Origin of the sequence: Faecalibacterium sp. i25-0019-C1 (assembly GCF_042854225.1) — a bacterium.
Lineage (GTDB): Bacteria > Bacillota > Clostridia > Oscillospirales > Ruminococcaceae > Faecalibacterium > Faecalibacterium taiwanense.
This window is the reverse complement of sequence record NZ_AP031428.1, coordinates 861,730-885,531: the sequence shown is the minus strand read 5'-3', so window position 1 is coordinate 885,531 and position 23,802 is coordinate 861,730. Positions and strand designations below refer to the sequence as shown.

The window sequence follows — 23,802 nt, the reverse complement described above, 5'->3', positions numbered from 1 at the left end:
ATCCAATAAACCTCTCTTTCAGTATTTTTTGCCGTCTCATTCTTCCCCGATGCCCAGATACGCATCAATGTCCATGATACCCTCCCCGCTGACCTCCACCAGATCTTCAAAGGGCACCACGGTGTCGCCCACCTGCAGGGTGCGGAACACCGGATCGATGCGGTCTGCTTTTCCGGTCAGGGTGAGGTAGTTGCCCACTGCGGGAACCTCCGGGTGAGCGGTATCCTCCTTGAAGTACCGCACCGTGATGGTCATGCCCTTGGTGACCTGCATCAGCCGATCGGACAGAGCTGACATTTCTTCCTCGGTCAAAATGCGCTTGGTCACCCGCTCGGTGCGCTGCTTTTCTGCGGCAAGCTGCTCGTCGTAGCCCCGCAGCGGAGAGAAGGGCGAGAAGATCTTGGCACGGTTCTGAAGGGTCATGCGGGGGTGCTTGCGGAGGGATTCTTCGGTCTGGGGGCGTTCCATCTCTATGATGTCCCCGTACTTTTGGGCGGTCTCCAGCCCGATCTTGCTATTTTTGTAGTTTTCCATCTGAACCTCCCGCCGAATCTCCTGCACTGTGCCCGCCGATTTGTGCGTTGCGCTGGCGCATGGTAGCACCCTCTTCGTAGCTGCTGGCTTTCAGTACGGCATTTTTGCCGTACTTGTTCTTGATGCCCAGCATGGCTTGCTGGAGTTTTTTCTCCCTTTCCAGCTTCTTGGTGTCGGTGAAAAAGTCCACCTGATAGAAGCCCTCGTCCGGCGTGACCTTGTTGGCGTTGAGGGTGATGCGCCGCACCGTCAGTGCCGGGTCGGTGATGCGCTCAAACAGCTTTGCGCTTTCGTTGATGAGGGTGCTGCCCAGATTGGTGGGCGCATCAAACCGGATAGTGCCGTGAGCTGCCTTGGGGATGGTTCTGCCGTAGCGGTCGGTCTGGGTCAGACCACGATAACCGCCCTTGTCCACGTTCTCCCGGTCGTAGCCTATCTCCAAGGTGATGGATTCCGTCACCAGCTTCTTTTCGGTGAGCCGGAACATCAAGATCTCTGCCATTTCCCGGACGATGAGCTTTGCTTTATCGTTGGGGTAAGGGCAGGTCAGCACCTGTCCCTCGCTGATGCTGTTGGTGCTGGGCTTGTAACTTTTGATCTGCTCCATACCGCAGGGTTCGTAGCCCCATGCATGGTCAATAAGGATTTCTGCATCTACGCCGAAAATCTCATACAGACGATCTTCTCCGTGGATGGAAAACCGTGCCAAGTCCCCCATGGTGTAGATGCCGTGGGCTTCCAGCCGCTTGACGGTACCAGGGCCGGTCATCCAGAAATCGGTCAGCGGGCGGTGGTTCCACAGCAGATACCGGTAAGACTGCTCGTCCAACTCCGCAATGCGAACACCATCCTTGTCCGCCGGGATGTGTTTTGCCACAATGTCCATGGCCAGCTTTGCAAGGTAGAGGTTGGTGCCGATGCCTGCCGTTGCGGTGATGCCAGTGTTGTACAGCACCCCCCGCACCATGGTCATGGCAAGCTCATGGGCGCTCATGTGGTAATAGGGCAGATAGCCCGTCACATCAATGAAAACCTCGTCAATGGAGTAGGGGTAGATATCCGCCGGGGACACATATTTGAGGTAGGTCTTGTAGATCTGGGTGGAAACGTCCAGATACCGCTGCATCCGGGGCGGCGCAACAATGTAACTCAACCCCAGTGCAGGGTCTGCGTTCAGGGCGTTGGCATCGAAAGAGGTTCTGGCAAAGTGGTATTTTCCATCCTCTCCCCGGACCGCCTTTTTCTGCCGGATGGCAGTTTGCAGCCGCTGGGCGTTGACCTCTTTCACCCGCTGAACAGCTTCAAACAGCCGTGCTCTGCCGGGTATCTTGTAGGCCTTCAGGGAGGGCGACACCGCAAGGCAGATGGTTTTCTCGGTGCGGGAGGCATCTGCCACTACGAGATTGGTGGTCAGGGGGTCCAGATGGCGGTCTACGCACTCCACCGAGGCATAGAAGCTTTTCAGGTCGATTGCCAGATAGGTGCGCGGCGCTGCCATACTTCAGCCCTCCTTTGCAGAAATCACAACCATTTATCTTATTATAATAAATCTTTACGCTGTTTTCAAGATGGAACGGCTATTTTATCTGTGATATAGACAACAAAAAAGAGTGGCAGCATTTCAAGCTGAAACGCTGTCACTCTGTAGGAACTGCGTAATGACTGACGATTATCCTTCTACTTTGACCGTAGCACGATCGCACTTTGCGTTTCCATCCGCATCCAGCGTGATATGCACAAAATGTTCCGGCTTATCATAATCCTTTGTCTCGCCGTCATCGGTATAGTATTCATAGGATGCACCATCGGGAGCATAGGCAAGCAGGCGCAGATCTGCAAAATCCACATCGGCAACGCTCTGGATCTTTTTGCCGTCCTTGGCAAGGGGCAGAAGGTGTCCCTTGCGCATAAAGAACACCACTTCATCCAGCTCCACCGGAATGTAATGATGGCCTGCCGGCAGCACGCTGGTTTCGATGCGGTTGCTTTCGCTGCACTTTACCCGCACCTGCAGCATCTCCTCCGGCAGATAAACATACCGACCTCGGGCATTTTGCTCATATACCGGGGCGATCAACAGGCTTTCACCGATCATCACCTCATCCTCTACCCGGCGGGCAAAGTCATCCTCCGGGAAGGCGAAAGCCAACGGCATACAGTACATGCCGTCGTGCAGGGCAGCTTTCATGTACTCGCTGTAAATGTAGGGCAGCAGCAGGTAGCGCAGTTGTAAAATACCAGCAAAGGCAGCCTTGTTCTTAAAGCGGTAGGGCTCCTGCCGGCGAGTGCCGTTGGCAGAGTGGTTCCGCAGCAGCGGAGAGAAGATGCCCATGCCGTACCAGCGCAGCACCAGATCCTCCGTGGTATTGCTGCCAAAGCCGCCAATGTCGGGGCCTTCGTACAGGAAGCCGCACATATTCAGGGAGGGCATCATGTGCAGCGCAAGCAGAATGTGGCTCCACCAAGAATGGTTGTCGCCGGTCCAGATGCCGCCATACCGGTGCATCCCGATGCAGGCAGAACGGGAGTACATCAAAATGCGCTTGTCCGGCTCCAGCCGCTCAAAAGCCTCGCCTGCCGCACGGGTCATGTTATAACCAAAAAGATTATGTACCTTGTCGTGCCGCATACGCCCCTGTTTGGTGTTGTGGTAGAACAGCTTATAATCGTTTTCGTTGTTGGAAAGCCCTGCCACCATGCCGGTAAAAGCACCAAAGCTGGAAATATCCAGGTTTTGCTTGTTGTATTTCTCAATTTGAGCAAAGGTCTTTTTCAGTCTTTCCTCTGCGTAGAAGATAGCAGGCTCGTTCATATCATTCCAGAAGCCCTCGATCCCCTGATCCAGCAGAACTTTATATTGACTGCCAAACCAAGCACGGGCTTCCGGGTTGAGCATATCGGGGAAGTGTACCCGTCCCGGCCACACACCGGCTACAAAGGGGGTGCCATCCTGATTCGTGCAGAAGTAGCCGTTTTTCACGCCTTCCTCGTACACATCATATCCATCTTCGATTTTGACTCCTGCATCGATGATGGGGACAAGATGGATGCCCTGCGCTTTCATCTCGGCGGCAAAGTCTGCAAAACGCGGGAAGCGCTGCGCATCCACCGTAAAGTCCTTGTAATGCTCCATGTAATCGATATCCAGAACCACAGCGTCCAGCGGCATATGATTGGCACGGTAATTTGCCACCACCTCGCGGACCTCGTCCTCGTTCATGTAGCTCCAGCGGCTCTGGGCGTTGCCAAAAGCCCATTTGGGCGGAATATAACTGCGCCCCACCAACTGGCGGAACTGGTGCACAATATCGGTCAGGCTCTCGCCCTCAATGATGTAGAGATCGTAATTTTCCTCGGCCACCGTGATGCGTAAGGTATCCAGGTCGGTGTAGCCGCAGTCAAAGGTCACCTTGCCCGGGTAGTCGATAAAAACGCCAAATGTATCCTTGCCGGACACGATCATAAAATTATAAGCACCGTACAGCGAGGATTTGCCCTCGGTATGGTTGCCGTCATCGGAGCATTTGCTTTCGTACACCCACCCGCGCTTGTTGATACCACGGACGTTTTCGCCAAGACCATACAGGACATCCTGCGGTTCCATGGCATAGGAGAAACCATCCGGCTCCTTGGTCAGATAGGGTATCGTTTCCATCATGGGCAAAAAAGAACCCACTACACTTTCGGTATCAAACGGTTGCCCGTATTGCTTTTTGTAAATCATAGCAAAACACCTCTCCTTTGTTTTTTGAATCGCATGCTGATCCTGTCGAGATAAAAATTTTCTTTAAATCCAAACGATGCAAAATCATCTCGCCCGATGCACCGCGAAACGAAACACCACCATTATGATAGATCGTCTCCCGCATGGCCTGAAACGCATTTTTCCCAGCCTTACCGTATCGGAAGTGTAGATTTCATCTGTAAGCCTTCTATCAAATTTCATTTTCATCCTCGTAGGGTTTTGATTCTGCCGCGCACTTCAATTCTGGTATGTCTTTTATGGTCAACTGGCATACTGATTTTTGATCAAGCTTGTACAGCATAGCTAGTATAGTATACTTGCGCAGCATTTCGATTTCAAGCGCTAATTGGCATTGGCTGTGTAAAAAAGAGAGGCCAATCTGCGTAAAAATTTGCGCAAGTTGATCCCTGTGCTTTTTCACAATCCGGCTATCCGTATAGACAGTCATCTTGCGATGCGGTATACTCGAACCAGATCAACATTTTCAGGAGGAAAATCATGGCGGGAGAAAACAACAAGGTCGTTATTGTTACCGGCGGAAGCTCCGGCATCGGACGGTGCACGGCATCCGCTCTGAAAGAGAATGGCTGCATCGTCTATGAGTTCAGCCGCAGAAATATCCCTATGGAGGGTGTTACCCATCTGTCTGTCGATGTGACCGATGAAGATGCGGTCAACGCCGCTGTGCAGCAGGTCATCCAAAAAGAGACCAAAATTGATGCAGTGATCAACTGTGCAGGCTTTGGCATTTCCGGTGCGGTGGAGTTTACGTCCATGGAGCAAGCCAAAGCGCAGTTTGATGTGAACTTTTTCGGGACAGTCACTGTAAATAAAGCAGTTCTCCCCTTCATGCGCCATCAAGGGAAGGGGCATATTGTGAACATCAGCTCTGTTGCTGCCGTAGCGCACATTCCGTTCCAGACCTTCTACTCTGCAAGCAAAGCCGCCGTTTCTTCTTACTCTTACGCTCTGGCAAACGAAGTCAAGCCCTACGGCATCCATGTTACCGTCGTAGAACTGGGTGACATCTGCACCGGGTTTACAAAAGCACGTCAAAAAAGCATTCTCGGCGATGATGAATACGGTGGACGCATCTCCCGGAGCGTCAGCCAGATGGAACACGACGAGCAAAACGGCATGGACCCGGCACGCATTGGACGGTACATCGCCGGTATTGTGGAGAAAAAGGACCCGGCAGTCGTTTATGTTGCCGGTGCACAGTATAAATTCCTGAGCCTTTTGTGCAAGCTCCTGCCTGCCGCAGCACGCGGAAAGATCGTGGGGAAAATATATGGGTAACAGGCGCATTGCTCCGCAAAGCTGCCATATCCGTATTTTGTGGACAACGAAGCAGCGTTGTTCTCCTCGGAGTCCGGAAAAAAGGCAAGCCCTCCTTCATAAATTACAGTAACCGTTTATGATACTATGGGGAGGGGTCGGCATGTTTTTATCTCTTCTGCAATTTTTTGCCACAAAGTTTCTGGTTCTGGCGCTTCATCTGGAAAGCGGCAGCTTTCCGCGGCCCCTCTCTGCCCGGGAGGAAACCGAAGCCTTTTCCGCACTGCGTGCCGGTGACCCTGCCGCACGGGAAAAACTGATCCGGCACAATCTGCGTCTGGCGGCACACATCGTAAAAAAATACTACGCCCTGCCCGGCGATCAGGACGACCTTATTTCCATCGGCACCATCGGCCTGATGAAAGCGGTGGATACTTTCGACTCTGACCGTCGGGCACGCTTTTCCACCTACGCCAGCCGGTGCATTGAAAATGCTATCCTCTCCCCAGCGCACTTTCAGATGGAAAAGAGAACCCACTCATTTTTCAAAGCAGCGCAAATGCGTCAAAATGGGTTTTCTGGGCTCAGGAAAGCGGTCACCTTTTTCTACTTCAAAAGGTATCATGTGAGGGTTGTGGTCTAACCCCTCTATACATCTTGCAGGTAACTTTGGCAGGCCCCCGCACTACCGTAGAGGCGCAGGCGTTCTACCGTATGTACCATTCTTACGCCGGCATCCCGGACCCCTGGGACCGTCTGCGTTGGTGCCGCTATGGTCTTGACCTGCTGCAAAAAGAGGTTGCTGCCATGGTGGGCATGGAGGAATGGCTCTATCGGGATCTGGAAAGCGGCGCATTTCACCGCAGCTTCACGCCCGAACTTGCGGACAAGCTCGCCGCCCTTTACGGCATCCCGGTGGAGGATATTCTGGACGACTACACCCTGTTTCTGCACCGGGGCGGAGGAGCCTTCCTCCGCAGATACCGGGAGGCAAAAGGCTGGAACCGTCAGCAACTTGCCGACCACGCAAAGGTCAGCCGGACAAGCATCCGCTGCTGGGAGAGTGGACAAAAGACCATCAGTCAGAAGTGCTTTTGCCATCTGGTGGAAAACCTTGGTTCCGATTTTCCATCTATGCTTCGCATGTGAGGTATGGTAATTTTTCTCCGGTCAAACGAAAAAGCTCGTCTGCAAGCCACGATATGTGGCAGCGCAGACGGGCTTTCGTTATGGAATCATTCTGTTTCAATTATTCTGATATTTGCTCTGACTTACATGGCGTTCCGTAAAACACGCAGTCGTTCTTCAAACGTTGCTTTCCATGCCGGATGCTCGGAGAATACGGTGTGCTCCACCTGACGGACTTGGTTCAGTCCGATGTTCCGCACCGCTTCCACTGCAGCATCTTTTTGGCTCAGATGGCGTTTTCCCACGGTCAGACAGTTTGCGCCTTCTGGCGTGTCGTACTGCTGAAACGCCCGGTTGAAGTCCATCAGGTCATGCAGACGGATGGGCTGATTGGTTTCGTTGTCTACCAGCAGACCCCAATTTTCCCAATGACGGTCAGTATTGCCCACCAGATAATCCAGAATGTTCATCATATAGTAGCCGGGAGCATCCAGCTCTAAGATCTTATCCAGCGTATTCCAATCACGGTTCGTGCAGTAGACGTCATAGGCTGCATAGGTCACAAGACTGTATCGCTGAGATGTCATGATTTTGCTGATAGAAACCGGCTCATTTTCAAACATTCCCTGCTCATACAGTATCTGATGGCAGTCAAAGCACCGGCAGATTTTGCTTGCCAGCACTTCACGTTCCACCGCATCCCTGCCGCCATCCTTGTAAAGATAGAATCCATCCTCTTTGCGCACCCATGCTTTGGGGTACAAGCCGCCCGTAGACAGGTCATTTGCCAGAAGATGGGCGTTTGTCACCGTCATTTGGTGCCCCCGCAGCGCAATATCCACAAGCGCATTGCTTAAGGAGTGTGCAAAAAGGTTGATATCCTCGAATCGAATCTTCTCGTTTTCTTCTTTCACCCAGAACACATCCAGCAAAGACAGACAATGGTAGGATAACGCAATCTGTGCTCGTTCCCTGTCCGTAACGCTCTGAGATGCACCGATACTGTTCAGGATTTCCTTGGCGTAGGTGCGATCCAACGTCAGCATCCGGGAGGCACACCAATAGTAAAAGTTCGTCACATTATTGATGCGCTCGTCAAAATCATCCGATTCCACCAGAACCAGATCACAGGGCATGAAATCCTCGAGGCAGATCTTGCATTCCCCTGTCGTGCTGAGTTGTGCCACACAGCTTTCCCGGTGCATGATCTCGTAAAACATGGTTTTCATCCCTCCCTGCGTTCTGTGTCTTGCTCTGTATTTATATTACCTTCTTTTTTCACGGAACACAAGAGCTTTTACTTTTCAAAAAGCTTTTTCTGCTGCTCCCTCAGGACGGTTTCGATACGCTCTTTCAGAAAAAAGTGGAACTGTTTTGCGTGTTATGCAGTGTCATAGGATACCATATTGGCCGCCAACAATCAATGATTTTTTGTCAGCAAAATTCCAAAAACTTATGTAACACAAAAAGCCCCACGCTCAACACTGCCTCTGAATCTGACCGTCTCTGGTCAGAGCAGAAAAGCATATGTTGAGCGTGGGGCTTTGTTTATCGGCTCGGCTGCCAGCCGGGCTTTTGGTGTTCTTTGGGTTTGTAGGTTCCTTTGGTAGTATCGATCACCGCCTGCAGCAATTCGAGCTTCTGCCATGTGGGGCAGTTCAGACGGTCGATTTTTTCGATCACATAGTTGGCGTGGGCGGTTGCGACCCGTTTTCCGAGTTCGTCCCATCCCTCTTTCGTTTTGGGGTAATGTACCACCACTTCAATGGGGGCACTCTTTCGCATGGCTCACTCACCTCCGGTTACATCGCTATCACCTCATTTTTACGGGTTACTGGTTGTCCGCTATTCGCTGCGGTTTCCGCTCAGAACGTTCAGAGCCAGACTGACCAGCAAAGCCATATCAATGCGGAGCATTTCAGCCTTGCTGGCATAGCCCATAAAGCGTTCGATGCGGGATTTATCGATCGTGAAGATCTGCTCCAGAAGAATCATGGACGGTTCTTCAAAGGCCGGGTTGGAATCCACCAGCACATGGGTGGGCTGGTTTTTCTTCTTTTCCGTCCGGGTGGTAACAGTTGCAACGATCAATGTAGGCGAATGACGGTTTCCAATGTTGTTCTGCAGAACTACCACAGGGCGTTTCCCGCCCTGTTCCGAGCCGATATGCGGCTCCATGTCTGCATAGTAGATGTCCCCTCTGAGATATCTCCAATTGTTCGGTAACATAAAAATCCCCGTGGAATGAAACGCCCTCATAGCCAAGAAGATTTACGAATCCTCTCAACTATGAGGGCATTGTTTTTATTCGTGCGGTTCCATGGTCAGATTATGCTGCAAAATTCAAGTGAGTCACTTTTTCTTTACCATTGAGCTTCTGATAACATCCAAAATGGTCTGATCCGCCGGGAGCCACGGAACGGAATCAATGTCATCTTTTGTCAGCCACCGTGCAGCTTCCGCTTCTTTCAGAACAAGATCGCCGGAAACCACTTCACACCAGAAGCAGTCCATGGAAAGATGAAACGCCGGATAATCATACTCGATTGTCCCAACTAGATTCCCCACGGCGATTTCCGTGTCCAGTTCTTCTTCAATTTCCCGCTTCAGAGCCTTCTGCGGGGTTTCGCCCGGCTCGATTTTGCCGCCCGGAAACTCCCATTGACCTTTGTAGTCACCATAGCCGCGGGCGGTAGCGTAGATTTTGCGTTTTGCCTGCATGGAATCGCAGATCACAGCGGCCACAACACGAATCGTTTTCATAACGTTCTCCTTTTGAATTCATTAGGCCGACCGTCAGAAGTCCCACCGACACGATAGAACACCCTGTTTCCTGCTTTTCTTGCAGTAAGCAGCCCCATCTCATGGAATTTCATCACAAACGTCCGAATGGTTGCATACGCAGCGTTTCGGAAATCCTTTTCCAGCTGCTTTGTGGTAAACTCCTCTGCACCATAAGCAGACAGAACATATTCCCAGAGCAGCCGTTCTTTTTCTGTGATTTTTCCTTCCGCAAGAGCAGTTTGATATACCTCAAGATCAGTTTTCGGCGGAACTGCATCCACCTGCAGGCGGTTATAGACCTCATTGCAGAAGTAGAACAGAAAGGAAGTCACATCCGTATAGCCGGAAATCAGAGCATTTCTCTCCACGCGTTCGTAGGCTTTGTAATATGCGCCCTTGTTTTCAGCGATGTATCGGGAAAACGGCGTGAACAGTGCCGCAGGATAGCCCTGCTGAACAAGATACCAGAGGTGGAATAGCCGTGCAGTGCGTCCATTCCCGTCAAAATAGGGGTGGTAGTACGCAAAGGCAAAGTGCAGAATGGCAGCCTTATGCAGCTCATTGATGCCGTCATTGGCATTCGCAAAATCGACAAGACATTTCATGGCACCGGGAAGCCGCTTTGCCGGAAGTCCCGGTCTGGGTTCTTCACCGCCCACAATAAAAACCTCGCCATGCCGATAAAAGCGGTTTGGCAGTAATCGATCTTCATCCGGGAGATAATCCCCTGTGCTGATCTGATACAGGTGATGCAGATTCTCCTCGGTGATCGTATTCTGACGATTCGCGATAAACTCCAGTCCGCGCTTCATACCATAGATGCGGGCTTCTTGTTCATCACGAGGGGCATAACCATCGAGGATATAACGGATACTGCTGCGGGTCGAGCGGATACTTTCAATTTGAAAAGTAGCATAAATTTCCTCGGTCATCGCCGACAAACCGAAGTTTTGTCCACTGACAGGGACAGAGAGCAACTGCTTCATACCATTTGTTGAAATTTGCGCGAGGTTCGGCAGGTAAAACAGCTTATTTCCAGAAAAATCAGTCAACGGCAGAGGCTGCGCAAAGTTTTGCCGCAGCAATTCGGCAAATTCTTTGACGCTGACAGTCGAGTACTTGTATTCCATCCGATTGAGTTCAAACAAATGCTTATCTGAAAGCATTTTGGCAAACTGTGCCCCATCCATTCTGTCCACCTCGCAGTTGATACTTATTGATACTATATAGTATCATATATACCGATTCTTTATAAAAAAGTCAACCGAAACAGGCCGAACCAACTTTTTTCCATACTCTCCGTCAAAATTCCCGCGGCACAGCCACGAATCACATCTCCATCGGCTTATTCCCCACTTCGTCCAGATTCAAAGCAATGCTTCTGAATCATTTTTACACTCCAAACACTGTTTTCGTCAGCCGGATACCTGCTGCCGTTTTCATCGTATGTTCCATAAAGGTTCGGATTGCCTGCTGACCGTACCCGCTTTCGGACGCATTGACGATATAATCCGCCTCAATCAGAATCTGATAGTCAATGCCGTCGATCTGCGCCGGACTATGGTGGTGCCCTACCAGATAGGCCACCCGGTCGATCTGTGCCGCTGTCATGCCGGTATCCGCCAAGAACTCCCGCACCAGCGGGGCACCCTCCTGCTCCTGATATTTACCATTGGTGTTGCCGTATTTTTTGCGGCAGAGCGGGCAGGCGATATCGTGGGTGATGGCCACCACCTCCAGAATAAACTGCGTGTCTGCGTCCAGCCCCTCCAGCTCACCAATGGTTTTGGCATAGGTCCACACGCAGCTCAGGTGCGTGATGTCATGGATATTCCCTTCGGAAAAGGCGATCATCTTTTCCATGATCTGTGCAATGGTCATCATTTGTTTCACTCCCGTTTTTAATACTTAAATGTTCACCTTGATAAACGCGAACTTATTCTTCAAATTTTTTATGACACTTTGGACATTCTTTAGGGATCGGCCTATAACCAACAAGCGAGCAACCGCAATAAGGACATTTCATCATGGTGAGATGATATACAATACCACCAACAGCAACCATTGCACCGATTAGCAGGCATAGGTTTACTCTGTACTCCTTTGCCGTCATTGCTCCTATTACTGCGAGCAATATTCCTATCATCAAAATGATCCAAGAAATGGCAGCCTGCTTTTGTGGGCTATTGTTTTTCATATAATCACACCCCTCCACAAATTCCGATTTATCAAATAAGAATTTCCGTCAATTTTTCTCTTGATGCGGCTCGTTTCTAAGAGTAGGAACGAACTGTTCTGTTGCCGGAGACGGACCATTCAGGTCGATCTCCGGCAGTATTTTTGTTATCGCCTATTAAAAAACAGCCGGAACGACTTTCTGCTGCGCTACATCGATGATGCCGTATGTATTCAGTCTGAGTTTTGGAATGACCGGAAGGCTGACGAAGGCGAGGGTCATAAAGATGCCGATATCTTCCGCTACACCATGTGCCTTGAGGGCATCGTTCAGCGCCTGCATTTTCGCCGCAACGCTCTCTGCGCTTTCGGTGCTCATCAATCCGGCCACCGGAAGCGCAAGTTCTGCCACGACCTGTCCATCTGCCACAAACGCAAGTCCGCCTTTGTTTTTCCGCACAGTGTTGCCGGCCAGCATCATATCGGTATCGTTGTCCCCTGCCACGATCAGGTTATGGGAATCATGTGCGATGCTCGATGCAACGGCTCCGCATTTCAGGCTGAAGTTTCCTAAAAAGCCAATACCCACATGGCCGGAGTGATGATGCCGCTCAAAAACGGCCAGTTTTACGATGTTGTGTTCCGGGTCCACACCGGGAGCTTTGCCCGGATGCCGTTGGAACGGGATGATTTTTTCCTCCGTAAGCAACTCGCCCCGGTTCAGGCAGATGACACGCTCCTGCTCCCCGCTTTCCCGAAGTTCCAGGTCCTGCAGTGTGATCTCATCCAGATCAAAGGAATCCATAACGTGGGAAAATCTCACACGGTCGATGTCAAGCGGTGCGGGTTTCAGCGTTTTTCCGTGCTCGGCCACCAGCGTGCCATTCTTGTAAACCTGTTCGACCATAAAGGATTCCAGATCAGAAACCACAACCAGATCTGCCCGGTACCCCGGTGCTACGGCACCGCGCTGCTTGAACCCAAAATACTGTGCCGGGACCAGCGTTGCCATTTTGACGGCCACTGCCGGGTCCGCCCCCAACCGGATCGCTTTACGGATGTTGGAATCGATGTGTCCGCTGTCCAGCAGGTCACCGGGGTGCTTATCATCTGTCACCAGCATACAGCGGCTGCAATAGGGCTCCCGGAACAGCGGCATCAGGGCCTCCATATTTTTGGCAGCCGTTCCTTCCCGGATCATGATGTATTGTCCGAGCCGGAGTTTTTCCATGGCTTCCTCGATGTTGGAGCACTCGTGATCGGACTGAACGCCTGCCGCAATATAAGCATTCAGGTCCTTAGCGCTCAAAAGCGGTGCATGGCCATCCACGATCTTTTCTGCTTCGGTGCAGTCGCGGATCTTCTGCAGGATCTTCGGGTCACAGCGCACCGTTCCATAGGCGTTCATCAGTTCCGCAAGCCCCAGCACGCGGGGATTGCCGTAGTAAGGCCGGAGCTGTTCTGCGTTCAGCACCGCGCCGGATTCATCCAGATCCGTAGCCGGAACACAGGAGGGCAGCATGAAATAAACCGAAAGGGTCAGATTTTTTGTCGTTTCCAGCATAAAATCCAAGCCTTCCAGCCCCGCAACGTTCGAGATCTCGTGTGGGTCTGTGACCACCGCAGTGGTACCGTGGGGCAGCACCGCCTGCTCGAAAGCCGGACCACAGAGCATGGAGCTTTCGATGTGGATATGCCCATCGATCAGGCCCGGGCAGACATATTTGCCGTGCAGATCAACTTCTTTCCGGCCATGATACGTGCCCACGCCCACGATCGAATTTCCGCTGATGGCAATATCAGCGGTGTCGATCTCATCGGTAAACACATTGATGATTCTGGCATTTTTCAAAACCAGATCAGCCAAAGCATCTCCTCTGCCTGCCGAGATCCGGCGTTTCAGTTCATCGGACTGCATAGAAACATCTCCTCTCTCTGAAGTTCGATTTTCTCACCTGTGGATTGGTTCCGCCATTATTCTACCACGCCTTGCCGCTGCGGAAAAGATGTCGGGAAACAAAAATGGCCCCGGAGGGCTTGTTACAGCTCTCCGGGGCCACTTTATGTGCGTTGTGTCTTGGCGCAGACCGTCAGCACTCCACTGCCACCTTGATCACGCCGTCCCGTTTCTTTTCAAACAGCTCGTAGCCCTCTGCGATCCGGCGCAGGGGGTAGGTGTGGGTGATGAGCGGTTCGGTATCGATCTTGCCTTCTGCGATGAGACGCAGCGTTTCTTCACAATCGCAGCCGTCCACGCCGCCGGTCTTAAAGGTGAGGTTTTTGCCGTACATTTCCGGCAGCGGCAGGGTCTGTGCCTTATCGTACAGCGCCACCACGGTCACGATGGCGTTGGGCCGTGCACACTCCCATGCCAGCCGGAAGGTGGAGTCTGCCCCTGCCACCTCCAGCACCACATCGGCCCCGCCGTGGTCGCTGTGGGCGCGCACAAAGGTGGCGCAGTCCTCCGGCTGCACCGTGAGCACCTGCGGGTAGTGCTGACGGATGAACTGCAGGCGGCTTGCGTCCTTTTCACAAACGATGATGCGCTTGGGGCTGTGCAGCATGACGCACAGCAGCGTGCAGATGCCGGTCGGCCCTGCACCGAGGATCAGCACGGTATCCTCGGGGGTGATTTCCGAGATGCGTGCCGCCCAAAAGCCGGTGGCCAGCACATCGCCCACCAGCAGCGCCTGCCGATCGGTAACGCCGTCCGGGATCTTGTTCAGTCCCTGATCCGCAAAGGGCACCCGGACATACTCGGCCTGCCCGCCGTCGATGCGGCAGCCCAGCGCCCAGCCGCCGTTTTGATTGGTGCAGTTGTTCACAAAGCCTTTTTTGCAGAAAAAGCACTCTCCGCAGAAGGTCTCCACGTTCACCGTCACCCGGTCGCCGGGTTTCACATTGGTCACCGCACTGCCCACTTCTTCTACGATGCCCACCATCTCGTGCCCTACCGTGATGCCGGGCACCGCCCGGGGCACGCTGCCGTGCTTGATGTGCAGGTCGCTGGAGCAGATGCTGGCAAGGGTCACTTTTACAATGGCATCCCGCTCGTGCTGCAGCACCGGCTTTGGTTTTTCCATCAGTTCAAATTTGCCCTCGGAAACATAGGTATAGGTCAGCATGCTTTTTACCTCCACGCGCTTTGATATTTCCGGACTTGAGTATACCACGCAGCTATGGCAAAGAGCAAGCCGCAAAAGGCCCGCCCTTTGCGGCAGCTCTCCGCCGATCAGATCTTGGGCTGATACTGCATGCTGGATACATTGTAAATGGTAACAAAAGCCTTGGGGTCTTCCCGGTTGATAAAGTTCATCAGCTTCTGATATTCGCTCTTGTCCACGATGGTAATGATCTCGTTGTGTTTTTCCAGATTGTATGCACCGATGGCCTCGTACATGGTCGCACCGCTGTGCAGGTCATGGAGGATGAACTGACGCAGCGCCTCCTCTTTTTCGGTGATGATGCAGACGCGGCGTTTGATGCTGTTATCAAAGATGAAATGGTCCAGCACGATGCCGTTGAAGTAAGTACCGAGGATACTCAGCACCACGGTCTTTTTATCGTAGACCAGGGCCGCGGAAAGCGCCACACACATTCCTGACAGAGACATGGCTTTTCCCAATTCCATGTGCAGGTACTTGTTCATGATCTTTGCCACAATATCCAGCCCGCCGGAGGATGCATTGCGGTTGAACAAAATACTCAGCCCGATGCTGACCACCAGAATATAGCACAGCACGTCCAGCTCCTGACTGCCGGTCATCGAGCCGAACTCCGGGAACAGCTTTTCAAACAGCCCCAGAAACACCGGCAGCAGCACACTGGTGTATACGGTCTTTGCGCCAAATTCTCTGCCACAGGTAAAGAACCCGATGATGAGAAGCACGACGTTCAGGATCATCGTAATGACCGACAAGGGCAGCGGCACAAAATTGGACAGCACGATGCCAAGGCCGGAAATGCTGCTGACGGATGTATGGCTCGGCACCAGAAAAAAGAAAACGCCCGCCGCAATGATCGCCACCGCCCCGGTCAGGACTGCCGTCTCCCTCAGGACTGCGCCGGTCTTTCCTTTTACATCACACATCTTTGTCCCCCTAAAATCAAATTTGTTTCACCGATCTCCTCATCTTTGTCGATGCGGACAAGGAGCTTACCGCCAAAGCGTTTGTATTCCATAGTGAAGTACCTCCATAAATTCCGAGTTGCTGTTCTCAGTATACCATGATTTTCCCTTGCGGAAAAGATAGCGAAACAAAAATGCCCCCGGAGGGCTTGTTGCGGCTCTCCGGGGGCATCTTATGTGCGTTGTGCCTTGGCGCACACGGTCGGCATTTACTCGATCTCGATCAGGTTCGGGTTCTCAGGCAAAGCCTTCGTCTGCTGAGGAGCAGGCAGCTCGATGTGCAGGACACCATCCTCGAACTTTGCGTGGATGTCTTCCTTCTTCACATCGCCCACGTAGAAACTGCGCGCGCAGGTGCCGGAGAAGGATTCGCGCCGCAGATAGCGGCCCTTCTGATCCTTTTCGTCGTTGCTGTGGCTGCGCACTGCCTGAATGGTCAGGTAGCCGTCGTTCAGATCCATCTGAACGTCTTCCTTCTTGCAGCCCGGCAGGTCAACCGCTACTTCGTAGCCGTTGTCCGTCTGTTTGACATCGGTCTTCATCATGTTTGCACCACGCTTACCAAAGGTATCACGAGCCTCACGGTTCATCATACGTTCCAGTGCAGCGTCATTCCAGAACGGATCGAAGAAATCATCGAACAGGTTTTCATGGAAAACAGTCGGCATAAGCATAAATCATTCCTCCAATCCCGGCGTTCGGGTCGGGGCAAAAAATCTGAAGCGTCCATTCAGAAGGGCTTTCCGGGGAGCCTAGCGGCTCTCCTTTTGCCCTTCCTCCTGAGCACGCCACTGTTATAGCACCGTTCATTAGCAGTGTCAATAGAAGAGTGCTAAAATTCATGAAAGAATAATACTTTTATAAAATCCTATGCAATCTTTTCGAAATTCAGTCGCATCATCGCATTTTATATCATCTTGGCAATCATGAAGCACAACAGCTCATATCCTTCCCGGATATCCTCCGGCAGACGTTTCAAAGTCTCGTCCCGCAGTTCCTGCGGCATCCCGTAAAAAGCTTCGGCAATGCCGCCGGTGATGCAGGCAAGGGTGTCGCTGTCGCCGCCCAGAGAGACCGCATTGCGAAGTGCATCCTCAAAACTGACGCTTTCCAGAAAAGCAATGATTGCTTCCGGCACAGTTTCCTGACAGGTCTCCACATGATGATAGGTCGGCCGAATTTCATCGCAGGTACGGTTCAGGTCATAACCGAAGGTCTGCTCCACATACCGCTTGATCTCCGGCTTGCTGTGGCCGGTACGGGCCAGAAAAATCACTGCCGCCGTGGCCTGCGCGCCCTTGATGCCCTCCGGGTGGTTGTGGGTGACTTCGGCGGTCACTTTTGCCATTTCCAGCGTTTTGTCCAGCGTATCGAACAGCCAGCCCGCTGCCGACACCCGCATAGCCGAGCCGTTGCCGAAACTGCCATAGGGATTCGGATTTTCTGCGTGCAGCCACCGGCGGAACATCCCGCCGTAACCGGCATGGGGATATTTACGGCCCCAGAGCCGCATTTCATGCTGCACTGCACAAAATGTTCTCTCCGGCAGACCCTTTCCGTCAATCAGACCAACTGCCACCGCAGCGGTCATGACCGTATCATCGGTGAAGTGCGATTTCTCGCTCAGCAGCGGAAAATCCTTGTGCTTGTAATTGTTGTGGTCAAATTCATAGGGACTGCCCACGATGTCACCCAAGATTGCTCCTAACATGGCTGTTTCCTCCCTTACCTATGATGCCGCTTCTGGAAATCGGCTTCGATTTGTTCTTTCCACTCTGCGCCGATGGACGCGCAGCAGGGTGCTTCCCGCATCCGGGAGACTGTCTCGCTGACAACGTGGTAGTTGACCGCCACGCCCTGTGCGTCATTCTCAAACCGCACAGCCCGGTCGGACGAGATGCCGAAGCGGGCAGCTTCCTTCACGGCGTCCATGTTGGCACCGAGGAACAGGAACTCCCAGCCGTACTGCTCTTTTTCCCGCTCGATCATCCGGCGGATCTTCTCATAGCCAAACCGCTTGCTGGCGTTTTCCAGCCCGTCCGTGGTGATGACAAAGATGACCTTTTCGGCACGCTCGTCCTCCGGCAGATGGCACTGGATTTATATGTGCCTCATTTCCGCGCAAACTGCGAGACCTGCGGCAGCAAGTTGATCTGCAACGGCTGCAGTGACTGTGGAAAATGCTTATAAAATAAAGGAGTTCTATCAATACAAATGGAACTTATGGCTGATCTGGTGTGCAATTTCATCCGGCAGCGGGCGGAAGCCGATGCAGGTCAGGGTCATGCCTTCTCCGTTTTCATCAAATTCTTCCGGCTCCAGCTCGGTGTGGCAGGCATCCCGGATAAGGAAGAAGTCTTTGTTTTCCACAAGGCCCAATTCCTCGGCAATGGTCTTTGCTTTCAGCAGTTGATTGCGGTTCTTTGCCCCGCAGATAGTTTTGGTAAAAGAGCCATCGAACCATTCTTCATAGGTTGCTTTCTCCAACATGATTTCTGCCCGATAGCCGGTAATTTCTCCGTCTTTCTCAATGGGTTTCACGCTCTGTCCCATGCCGATGGGGTCGGTGAGGAATGCCAGCGAAGCGTGGCAGCACTGCGCCGCCAGCTTACCGGGAGACATCTGCAGGTCTTTTCGGGCAATGATGAGTTGACGCATTTTCTCTCCTTCTTACGACAGCTTGATCTTCAAATCTGCCAGCAGATTCACCGCTTCCGGCAGCGAAAATTTCGCATCCTTCAGGCGGCTGCCCAGAATGTCCACCTTATAGCCTGTAGCATCCCGGAAATCCGCCTTGCGCAGGTCACACTGGTAGAATTCCGTTTCGTGAAGTTCCACTCCCTTGAAATTCGCCAGCTGCATCTCGCATTTGGCAAACATGGAGCCGACAATTTCGTTGCCGTCCGAAAAGTCGAAGCGGTTAAAGTTCATTTCGGTGAAGGTGTTATATTTCAGACTACACTCTTTCAGCGTGTGGATAGGGTCCGGGAAGGCACCGTTGGACATCAGCGGTGCCCACTCGATTTCATTCAGGCGGCAGTCCTCAAAATCCAGCGACTGCACCGAAGAATGAGTGCTGCGCAGACCTGTGATCTCACACCGCACGAATTTGCACTCATTCAGCGTGGTATGATCCAGTTCGCACTTGGTAAAAGAGCAATCCGCAAACACGCAGTCGGTAAAGTCGCAATCCTCAAAAGCCTCCTCGGTGAACGACAGGTCAGCAAACCGTTCACCTTCACAATAACGCTCTGTCATAAAATTCTCCTGTCAGCGCAGTTCTTCCAGCAGAGCCGTGCAGCCTTCCAGCACATCCTGCCAGGTAGCTTCAAAGTCCCCGGTATACCATGGGTCGGCCACATCGCCGGGGCGGCGGGTATGATCCATCAGCAGAGACACTTTATGCTCCGGGTCGCCGCCCACAAAGCGCGCCATATTGCGCAGGTTGTTGTGATCCATGGCGATCAGATAATCGTAGGTTTCGTAATCCCTCCGGGTCATCTGCCGGGCGGTTTTACCCTCGCAGGAGATGCCGTGCTCGGCCAGCTTCCGCCGGGCGGGCGGATAGACCGGGTTGCCGATCTCCTCGGTGCTGGTGGCGGCGGATGCGATTTCAAACTGGTCAGAAAGCCCAGCTTTGGCCACAAGGTCTTTCATTACAAATTCGGCCATTGGGCTGCGGCAAATGTTGCCGTGGCAGATAAAAAGCACTTTCGTCATACCAAAATATTTCCTTATATCGTATCATTTCGAATTTTGCACACATGCGTGCAAAATTTAGTTCTGCTTCAAGAACTCCCGCAGCACATCCTCTGGGCGGGGTGTATGGTTCGGGTACTTTTCCCGCAGCGGTGCGGCGGCACCATCCATAATGTAGGGCACACCCACAATGTCCAGCATCGACACATCGTTATAATTGTCGCCAAAAGCCATCACATCGGCAAGGGCGATGTCCAGAGTCTTGCAGATGCTGCGCACACCGATGCCCTTGTTAGCAAAGGTGGTGTCGATCCAGTACGGCCCTGCCACAGCGCAGTTCGCCTCTTTCCATCGTGGGACAAACCGTTCCGTGTAAGATTCTACGCCTTCGTGCAGATACACCGATACTTTTGTGATCTCCTCCGGCACCTCGGAAGGGTCATGGATGATCTGATAATTGTTTCCGATGAACTGAATACGCTTGAGCATTCCCAGACCCCGCTCCATCAGGTATGCAGTATTCCGGCCGGAAAGCATCACTTCGCCCTGCCCGTCGCTGCGGGTCCACAGGTCGTTGGCGATTTCTTCGGCCAATGCACGCGGCATCGGATTCTTGGCGATGCACTGTTCGTCCTTATAGATCACGCCGCCGTTTTCGCAGAGAAACACACAGCAGTCCGCCACCGGTGCAAAGAGCTTGCGCAGGCTGGTATACTGCCGACCGGATGCCGGGCAAAACAGAATGCCGCGCCGATGCAGCTCCCGTATCTGTTCAAAGATCTCGCCTTCCAGCTCTTTCCTGCCGTATTGCAGCAGCGTACCGTCAATGTCGCTGCAAATCAGTTTGATTGACATTTTCCGTCCTCATTTTTCAAGATAATTTTAGGCAATTCCCCGGCATCCAGAACACGGACGCCTTCGTCCATCAGCATTTTCGCAAAAACGCCCTGTCCGGAGATTTTTGTACCGGAAAACGTTCCATCGTAAATTTCCTTCACGCCGCAGCTGGGGCTGCGGGATTGCAGGATAGCAAGCTCCACCCCATTTTCTTTTGCGATGGCAAGGGCCTTGGCTGCGCCCGCTCGGAACTCCCGGTCCACATTGATGCCCTCTTTGTTCGTGACAACGCCCTGCACGATTTCCGCCGGGCACCGCGGTGTGGGCAGGCCGCCCAAAACCTCCGGGCAGACCGGAACCACCTGATGCCCCCGCGCAAAATCACAGACCGCCTGATTGTAATTGTTTCCGCCGCTGTATTTGCAGTTTTCGCCCAGCAGGCAGGCGCTGACCAGAATCTTCATTGTTGCGTGCTCCGTTTTTCAGATACTGAATCTTTTACCTATTCTACCACGCTTTTGGGCATTGAAAAAGAGGATTTTGCTTTTTCCTATCCCCATACCGGGAGGTCCGCCGTAATCTTTTCTAATTCCTGTGCAAGAAACGTCAGTCTTTCCCTCAGATGGTTGTTATGCGGTGCATCTCCGTTCAGCAGATAGTCCGTTCTGACATTCAGGCAGGACGAAAGATCCTGCAGCAACTCAATCGAGCAGCAGCGGCTTCCCGTTTCAACTTTTGCAAGATGGTTCGCACTAACGTTCAGCATTATACTCAGCTGTTCCTGTGTAATCCCCTTCTTTTTCCGCAAATCGCGGATTCAAATTCGACTTTATTTCACAAAAGCGAATTTGCTCATAAATTACCACAGAGTATTTTTTCCGTCAAGTCCTTTTTTGCGGCGGAACGTGACAAATTCACACAACAAACTCACAAGAATGAATATCTGCACTCGAATTACACATATTTCACTATAAACTCGTTTCAAAAACATCAATATGCCTTAGTTTGCAGCGCAAACATATCAAATTTTCTACGTTTTTCACAGGTCTCATTTTCACGATTCAACGCAAAAAATTGAACGCTGTTAGCGTTTAACAAACGCATATAGTGTGCCTACTCATTTTATCCATCCCATTTATACACAGTTCCGAACCAAAAGAACCGCATAAAGTTCTCATCAAAAAACAGGGAGTGACATCAAATCACTCCCCGTTTGCATTGATTGTATCAGAGTTTCGTCATCCAGAGCCCATGCAGATTGCAGTATGCGTAAACAGCCACCGGCTTTTCACTTCCCAGTTCAAACACCGCGTTGGGAGCCTGCCCCGGATTCAGATAGCGGATCTGCCCGCTGTTCTCAGTCTCCACAAAAATCCACTGAATATAGTGAACATCCGCCATGGGGTGCTCCACCGCGCCCACTGTGACCGTGAGACGACTGCCAGAAAGCTCTGCCACCGGCAGATGCTTCTCGCCGCTGGCTTCCACCGTATTGGGAACCAGCTCTTTCATTTTCTCCCCGCAACAGACCAGCGGAACGCCTGCGTTATGGATGGTAGTGACGAGGTTGCCACAGTGATTGCAGATGTAAAACTTTGCCTTCATATCGAAATCCTCCATTGGAATGTTATCGGTGTGTTTCTTGTGCCTATATGATAACATTTCCTATTTATGATTTCTGTAACTGAATCACGCAAAGCGTTTTTCTGCCGTCTTCACCCTTCCCTCTGCTCCACGATTTCCAGACTATCCCGCCCTACATGGCAGAGCAAAAACAGCACCCGCACACCTGCGGCCTTTGCTTCGGCCAGTGCCGTACCAAACTCCGGCTGTGTGCTGACATTTGGCCGCACCTCGGTGATGCCTTTCATCTGAATCACGAAAGCCACTGCGCACCGATACCCTGCCTGCTGTGCCTGCGCCAGCTCGTGCAGGTGCTTCACGCCGCGCTCGGTGGGTGCATCCGGGAAGTAGCCGATACCGTCCACTTCCAGTGTGCAGCCCTTGACTTCCATCAGATACTTTTGCTCGCCCTTTTCCATATAAAAGTCGATGCGGGACTTGCCATAGGTGAATTCCGGCTTGATATAGTCGTAGCCCTGTTTTGCAAGCCACTCCCCTACCACCTTATTGGGTGCCTGACTGTCCATGTTGACCCAACCAAGTCCCTGCTTATGTACCGCCACAAGGTCGTATTTTGTTTTACGTTTCGGGTTATCTGACACTTCCAGCCGAACCGCCGTGCCGGGCAGTAGCAGTTCCTTGCACCGCCCGGTGTTCTTGACATGGACGGTTTCCACTGCTCCATTCACTCCCACATGGGCAATAAAGCGGTTGGGACGGTCAACAAAAATGCCGTCTGCGATTTCTCTGTATTTCAATCTTTACTCCATTTTCAGTACAGGATTCGGGAGCCATACCCATCCTGTTTACCAAGATACAGTTCCACGACCATCCTGCCGCTTTCACTGTTGCAGAGTTCTTCCTTGCAGTAGCCGTAGAGCTTTCCTTCCGCTTCCGATACATAGCGGTGCAGCGGTTCCTGCAGGTCTTTCGGGATGCTGCCCCACGGAATGACATAGCTCATGCCGGTATCCCCCACATCCACGATGCAGGCCCGCTCACTATCCTCATCGGACAAAATCAGGTTCACCAGAAACACATCTGCGAACGGTGCGCCCTGATACTCTGCCTTTTGCCGTCTGCGCTCCGTCCGAAGCTCATCCAGCGCTTGATTCAGGTCATTTTCTGGCAGCGTGGACTTGTACAACAGGACATGCAGTTTCTGCTCCGCCGCCCCACTGTCATTCTGACCGTTGGCCGGGAGTTCTACATCTGCATGGATGGCGCAAATTTGTTTCTGCATCGCAGTGCGCAGAGTTTCCAGTTTTTGCTGCCGTTCTGCTTCCAATTGCTGTGCGGACTTTTGATGTAATTCTTTGGCTTCTGGCTGTTGCGCAGCATGCTCCTGCTTGGGTTCTGGCTTAGGCTTTGACCGTTCGCTATGCTTTTCTGCGTCAGCCGCCGAAACGTTTTGCCCTAGTACAGTCGGTACCGACACGCTTTTGGCACCGCTTTGTGCTGCCGATGCTTTCTGTGCCGCAGAAGGACGCTCCGTTCTCTTTGGTTTTACCGACCGCGTTGCACCTGTGCTTGTGCTTTTTGTCTCCGGCCTTGGTGTTTTCACCGCAGGAACAGCATTTTTAACACTTTTCGGTCGAACCCGTGTCTGCGTCTGCCAGAAATCGCTGCCTGTGCGCTGATAATAGGACTTTTCCGCTCGTTTCCGGCTGCTGCACACACCTTCACAGATCCACGAAAAAATCAGATAGCGTTCCAGCGTATTCCAAAAACTGCTGCGCCGATGACGGGGCTTATGCCGCCCGCGGGACGCATACACAATCACTGACAAGCATCCGAAGAACAGAAAACCTGCCGCAAACCCGATCCCTGTAAACAGCTTTTTGAAAAAGCCCATCTCTCACACCTCTTC

General features: G+C 52.3%; 28 protein-coding genes. 3 read left to right on the top strand and 25 right to left on the bottom strand.

Translation table 11 applies throughout. From position 1 onward, the window contains the following. Positions 1-36: 36 nt before the first annotated feature. The 3 genes from ACGHUK_RS04360 to ACGHUK_RS04350 all read right to left on the bottom strand — a co-directional run bounded on the left by ACGHUK_RS04360 (position 37) and on the right by ACGHUK_RS04350 (position 4,258). Entirely contained in the window at positions 37-534 is a 498-nt protein-coding gene (locus tag ACGHUK_RS04360; protein WP_291014541.1) for a hypothetical protein, read from the bottom strand. Further along, positions 515-2,032 carry a DNA methylase gene (locus ACGHUK_RS04355; protein WP_390575199.1) on the bottom strand — a complete coding sequence of 506 codons (1,518 nt, stop codon included), beginning with the start codon at positions 2,030-2,032 and terminating at the stop codon, positions 515-517. Before ACGHUK_RS04355 ends, ACGHUK_RS04360 begins: the two co-directional genes overlap by 20 nt. Before the next feature lie 171 nt (positions 2,033-2,203). Then, complete coding sequence (locus ACGHUK_RS04350; RefSeq protein ID WP_390575197.1) at positions 2,204-4,258, bottom strand: TIM-barrel domain-containing protein; 2,055 nt, start codon at positions 4,256-4,258, stop codon at positions 2,204-2,206. 519 nt (positions 4,259-4,777) lie between these two features. Here ACGHUK_RS04350 and ACGHUK_RS04345 point away from each other — a divergent pair. The 3 genes from ACGHUK_RS04345 (at position 4,778) to ACGHUK_RS04335 (ending at position 6,706) form a co-directional block, all read left to right on the top strand. Then, positions 4,778-5,578, top strand: coding sequence for an SDR family oxidoreductase (locus tag ACGHUK_RS04345; protein ID WP_097774724.1), 801 nt, complete (start codon positions 4,778-4,780; stop codon positions 5,576-5,578). A gap of 142 nt (positions 5,579-5,720) precedes the next feature. Continuing rightward, complete coding sequence (locus ACGHUK_RS04340; RefSeq protein WP_242961853.1) at positions 5,721-6,200, top strand: sigma-70 family RNA polymerase sigma factor; 480 nt, start codon at positions 5,721-5,723, stop codon at positions 6,198-6,200. Positions 6,201-6,271: 71 nt separating this feature from the next. Beyond that, on the top strand, positions 6,272-6,706 hold the full coding sequence (locus ACGHUK_RS04335; protein WP_097774722.1) for a helix-turn-helix transcriptional regulator: 435 nt from the start codon (positions 6,272-6,274) through the stop codon (positions 6,704-6,706). Positions 6,707-6,828: 122 nt separating this feature from the next. Here the strand turns inward: ACGHUK_RS04335 and ACGHUK_RS04330 are convergent, their stop codons facing one another. From ACGHUK_RS04330 to ACGHUK_RS04225, 22 genes are all read right to left on the bottom strand, one after another. Next, the gene (locus ACGHUK_RS04330) at positions 6,829-7,905 is read right to left on the bottom strand and encodes a hypothetical protein (RefSeq protein WP_390575193.1); all 1,077 of its coding nucleotides are present in this window, start codon (positions 7,903-7,905) and stop codon (positions 6,829-6,831) included. A 328-nt stretch (positions 7,906-8,233) separates the two neighbouring features. Next, entirely contained in the window at positions 8,234-8,470 is a 237-nt protein-coding gene (locus ACGHUK_RS04325) for a hypothetical protein (RefSeq protein ID WP_005922522.1), read from the bottom strand. 60 nt (positions 8,471-8,530) lie between these two features. Beyond that, entirely contained in the window at positions 8,531-8,914 is a 384-nt protein-coding gene (locus tag ACGHUK_RS04320; protein ID WP_097785024.1) for a type II toxin-antitoxin system PemK/MazF family toxin, read from the bottom strand. 123 nt (positions 8,915-9,037) lie between these two features. Beyond that, positions 9,038-9,448 (bottom strand): (deoxy)nucleoside triphosphate pyrophosphohydrolase, encoded by a 411-nt coding sequence (locus ACGHUK_RS04315; RefSeq protein ID WP_390575188.1) that lies wholly within the window; start codon positions 9,446-9,448, stop codon positions 9,038-9,040. After that, on the bottom strand, positions 9,445-10,659 hold the full coding sequence (locus ACGHUK_RS04310; RefSeq protein WP_390575186.1) for a Fic family protein: 1,215 nt from the start codon (positions 10,657-10,659) through the stop codon (positions 9,445-9,447). The genes ACGHUK_RS04315 and ACGHUK_RS04310 overlap by 4 nt, the downstream gene beginning before the upstream one ends. Positions 10,660-10,861: 202 nt before the next feature. Further along, positions 10,862-11,353 carry an HD domain-containing protein gene (locus ACGHUK_RS04305; RefSeq protein ID WP_223387951.1) on the bottom strand — a complete coding sequence of 164 codons (492 nt, stop codon included), beginning with the start codon at positions 11,351-11,353 and terminating at the stop codon, positions 10,862-10,864. A 52-nt stretch (positions 11,354-11,405) separates the two neighbouring features. Beyond that, positions 11,406-11,666: a hypothetical protein gene (locus ACGHUK_RS04300; RefSeq protein ID WP_097774716.1), complete on the bottom strand. Its 261-nt coding sequence runs from the start codon at positions 11,664-11,666 to the stop codon at positions 11,406-11,408. Positions 11,667-11,822: 156 nt separating this feature from the next. Further along, positions 11,823-13,562: an adenine deaminase gene (gene ade / locus ACGHUK_RS04295; protein ID WP_390575182.1), complete on the bottom strand. Its 1,740-nt coding sequence runs from the start codon at positions 13,560-13,562 to the stop codon at positions 11,823-11,825. 172 nt (positions 13,563-13,734) lie between these two features. Beyond that, entirely contained in the window at positions 13,735-14,769 is a 1,035-nt protein-coding gene (locus tag ACGHUK_RS04290) for an alcohol dehydrogenase (RefSeq protein WP_223387952.1), read from the bottom strand. 107 nt (positions 14,770-14,876) lie between these two features. Continuing rightward, a complete protein-coding gene (locus tag ACGHUK_RS04285) occupies positions 14,877-15,734 on the bottom strand; it encodes a YitT family protein (protein WP_223387953.1) in 858 nt (285 codons plus the stop codon). Positions 15,735-15,982: 248 nt separating this feature from the next. Next, a complete protein-coding gene (locus tag ACGHUK_RS04280) occupies positions 15,983-16,447 on the bottom strand; it encodes an Hsp20/alpha crystallin family protein (RefSeq protein ID WP_156069501.1) in 465 nt (154 codons plus the stop codon). A gap of 233 nt (positions 16,448-16,680) precedes the next feature. Further along, positions 16,681-17,484: an ADP-ribosylglycohydrolase family protein gene (locus ACGHUK_RS04275; protein WP_390575178.1), complete on the bottom strand. Its 804-nt coding sequence runs from the start codon at positions 17,482-17,484 to the stop codon at positions 16,681-16,683. A 14-nt stretch (positions 17,485-17,498) separates the two neighbouring features. Further along, positions 17,499-17,762 (bottom strand): hypothetical protein, encoded by a 264-nt coding sequence (locus ACGHUK_RS04270; protein WP_349935989.1) that lies wholly within the window; start codon positions 17,760-17,762, stop codon positions 17,499-17,501. A 216-nt stretch (positions 17,763-17,978) separates the two neighbouring features. Next, complete coding sequence (locus tag ACGHUK_RS04265) at positions 17,979-18,431, bottom strand: aminoacyl-tRNA hydrolase (RefSeq protein ID WP_156074991.1); 453 nt, start codon at positions 18,429-18,431, stop codon at positions 17,979-17,981. A gap of 12 nt (positions 18,432-18,443) precedes the next feature. Beyond that, positions 18,444-19,031 (bottom strand): pentapeptide repeat-containing protein, encoded by a 588-nt coding sequence (locus ACGHUK_RS04260; protein ID WP_154258538.1) that lies wholly within the window; start codon positions 19,029-19,031, stop codon positions 18,444-18,446. A 12-nt stretch (positions 19,032-19,043) separates the two neighbouring features. Next, positions 19,044-19,493, bottom strand: a complete 450-nt coding sequence (locus ACGHUK_RS04255; protein ID WP_223387956.1) for a low molecular weight protein-tyrosine-phosphatase — start codon at positions 19,491-19,493, stop codon at positions 19,044-19,046. A 57-nt stretch (positions 19,494-19,550) separates the two neighbouring features. Then, positions 19,551-20,327, bottom strand: coding sequence for an HAD hydrolase family protein (locus ACGHUK_RS04250; RefSeq protein WP_390575174.1), 777 nt, complete (start codon positions 20,325-20,327; stop codon positions 19,551-19,553). Beyond that, positions 20,312-20,773 (bottom strand): DUF523 domain-containing protein, encoded by a 462-nt coding sequence (locus ACGHUK_RS04245; protein ID WP_112115314.1) that lies wholly within the window; start codon positions 20,771-20,773, stop codon positions 20,312-20,314. Before ACGHUK_RS04245 ends, ACGHUK_RS04250 begins: the two co-directional genes overlap by 16 nt. A gap of 86 nt (positions 20,774-20,859) precedes the next feature. Beyond that, positions 20,860-21,117, bottom strand: coding sequence for a helix-turn-helix domain-containing protein (locus ACGHUK_RS04240; RefSeq protein WP_180806609.1), 258 nt, complete (start codon positions 21,115-21,117; stop codon positions 20,860-20,862). 419 nt (positions 21,118-21,536) lie between these two features. Next, positions 21,537-21,914: a desulfoferrodoxin family protein gene (locus ACGHUK_RS04235; RefSeq protein ID WP_390575171.1), complete on the bottom strand. Its 378-nt coding sequence runs from the start codon at positions 21,912-21,914 to the stop codon at positions 21,537-21,539. A gap of 110 nt (positions 21,915-22,024) precedes the next feature. After that, entirely contained in the window at positions 22,025-22,690 is a 666-nt protein-coding gene (gene sfsA, locus ACGHUK_RS04230; RefSeq protein WP_349935986.1) for a DNA/RNA nuclease SfsA, read from the bottom strand. A 14-nt stretch (positions 22,691-22,704) separates the two neighbouring features. Continuing rightward, positions 22,705-23,787 (bottom strand): hypothetical protein, encoded by a 1,083-nt coding sequence (locus tag ACGHUK_RS04225; protein ID WP_349935985.1) that lies wholly within the window; start codon positions 23,785-23,787, stop codon positions 22,705-22,707. Between the last annotated feature and the right edge of the window lie 15 nt (positions 23,788-23,802).

Bases quoted from the DNA above. Each gene is read 5' to 3' on its own strand.
- ACGHUK_RS04235 (WP_390575171.1), bottom strand. From the start codon at position 21,914: ATGAAGGCAAAGTTTTACATCTGCAATCACTGTGGCAACCTCGTCACT.
- ACGHUK_RS04225 (WP_349935985.1), bottom strand. From the start codon at position 23,787: ATGGGCTTTTTCAAAAAGCTGTTTACAGGGATCGGGTTTGCGGCAGGT.
- ACGHUK_RS04320 (WP_097785024.1), bottom strand. From the start codon at position 8,914: ATGTTACCGAACAATTGGAGATATCTCAGAGGGGACATCTACTATGCA.
- ACGHUK_RS04305 (WP_223387951.1), bottom strand. From the start codon at position 11,353: ATGATGACCATTGCACAGATCATGGAAAAGATGATCGCCTTTTCCGAA.
- ACGHUK_RS04340 (WP_242961853.1), top strand. From the start codon at position 5,721: ATGTTTTTATCTCTTCTGCAATTTTTTGCCACAAAGTTTCTGGTTCTG.
- ACGHUK_RS04330 (WP_390575193.1), bottom strand. From the start codon at position 7,905: ATGTTTTACGAGATCATGCACCGGGAAAGCTGTGTGGCACAACTCAGC.
- ACGHUK_RS04325 (WP_005922522.1), bottom strand. From the start codon at position 8,470: ATGCGAAAGAGTGCCCCCATTGAAGTGGTGGTACATTACCCCAAAACG.
- ACGHUK_RS04255 (WP_223387956.1), bottom strand. From the start codon at position 19,493: ATGACGAAAGTGCTTTTTATCTGCCACGGCAACATTTGCCGCAGCCCA.
- ACGHUK_RS04360 (WP_291014541.1), bottom strand. From the start codon at position 534: ATGGAAAACTACAAAAATAGCAAGATCGGGCTGGAGACCGCCCAAAAG.
- ACGHUK_RS04245 (WP_112115314.1), bottom strand. From the start codon at position 20,773: ATGAAGATTCTGGTCAGCGCCTGCCTGCTGGGCGAAAACTGCAAATAC.
- ade (WP_390575182.1), bottom strand. From the start codon at position 13,562: ATGCAGTCCGATGAACTGAAACGCCGGATCTCGGCAGGCAGAGGAGAT.
- ACGHUK_RS04300 (WP_097774716.1), bottom strand. From the start codon at position 11,666: ATGAAAAACAATAGCCCACAAAAGCAGGCTGCCATTTCTTGGATCATT.
- ACGHUK_RS04275 (WP_390575178.1), bottom strand. From the start codon at position 17,484: ATGTTAGGAGCAATCTTGGGTGACATCGTGGGCAGTCCCTATGAATTT.
- ACGHUK_RS04290 (WP_223387952.1), bottom strand. From the start codon at position 14,769: ATGCTGACCTATACCTATGTTTCCGAGGGCAAATTTGAACTGATGGAA.
- ACGHUK_RS04345 (WP_097774724.1), top strand. From the start codon at position 4,778: ATGGCGGGAGAAAACAACAAGGTCGTTATTGTTACCGGCGGAAGCTCC.
- ACGHUK_RS04335 (WP_097774722.1), top strand. From the start codon at position 6,272: ATGTACCATTCTTACGCCGGCATCCCGGACCCCTGGGACCGTCTGCGT.
- ACGHUK_RS04260 (WP_154258538.1), bottom strand. From the start codon at position 19,031: ATGACAGAGCGTTATTGTGAAGGTGAACGGTTTGCTGACCTGTCGTTC.
- ACGHUK_RS04315 (WP_390575188.1), bottom strand. From the start codon at position 9,448: ATGAAAACGATTCGTGTTGTGGCCGCTGTGATCTGCGATTCCATGCAG.
- ACGHUK_RS04355 (WP_390575199.1), bottom strand. From the start codon at position 2,032: ATGGCAGCGCCGCGCACCTATCTGGCAATCGACCTGAAAAGCTTCTAT.
- ACGHUK_RS04265 (WP_156074991.1), bottom strand. From the start codon at position 18,431: ATGCGTCAACTCATCATTGCCCGAAAAGACCTGCAGATGTCTCCCGGT.
- ACGHUK_RS04285 (WP_223387953.1), bottom strand. From the start codon at position 15,734: ATGTGTGATGTAAAAGGAAAGACCGGCGCAGTCCTGAGGGAGACGGCA.
- ACGHUK_RS04310 (WP_390575186.1), bottom strand. From the start codon at position 10,659: ATGGATGGGGCACAGTTTGCCAAAATGCTTTCAGATAAGCATTTGTTT.
- ACGHUK_RS04250 (WP_390575174.1), bottom strand. From the start codon at position 20,327: ATGTCAATCAAACTGATTTGCAGCGACATTGACGGTACGCTGCTGCAA.
- ACGHUK_RS04270 (WP_349935989.1), bottom strand. From the start codon at position 17,762: ATGATCGAGCGGGAAAAAGAGCAGTACGGCTGGGAGTTCCTGTTCCTC.
- ACGHUK_RS04350 (WP_390575197.1), bottom strand. From the start codon at position 4,258: ATGATTTACAAAAAGCAATACGGGCAACCGTTTGATACCGAAAGTGTA.
- ACGHUK_RS04280 (WP_156069501.1), bottom strand. From the start codon at position 16,447: ATGCTTATGCCGACTGTTTTCCATGAAAACCTGTTCGATGATTTCTTC.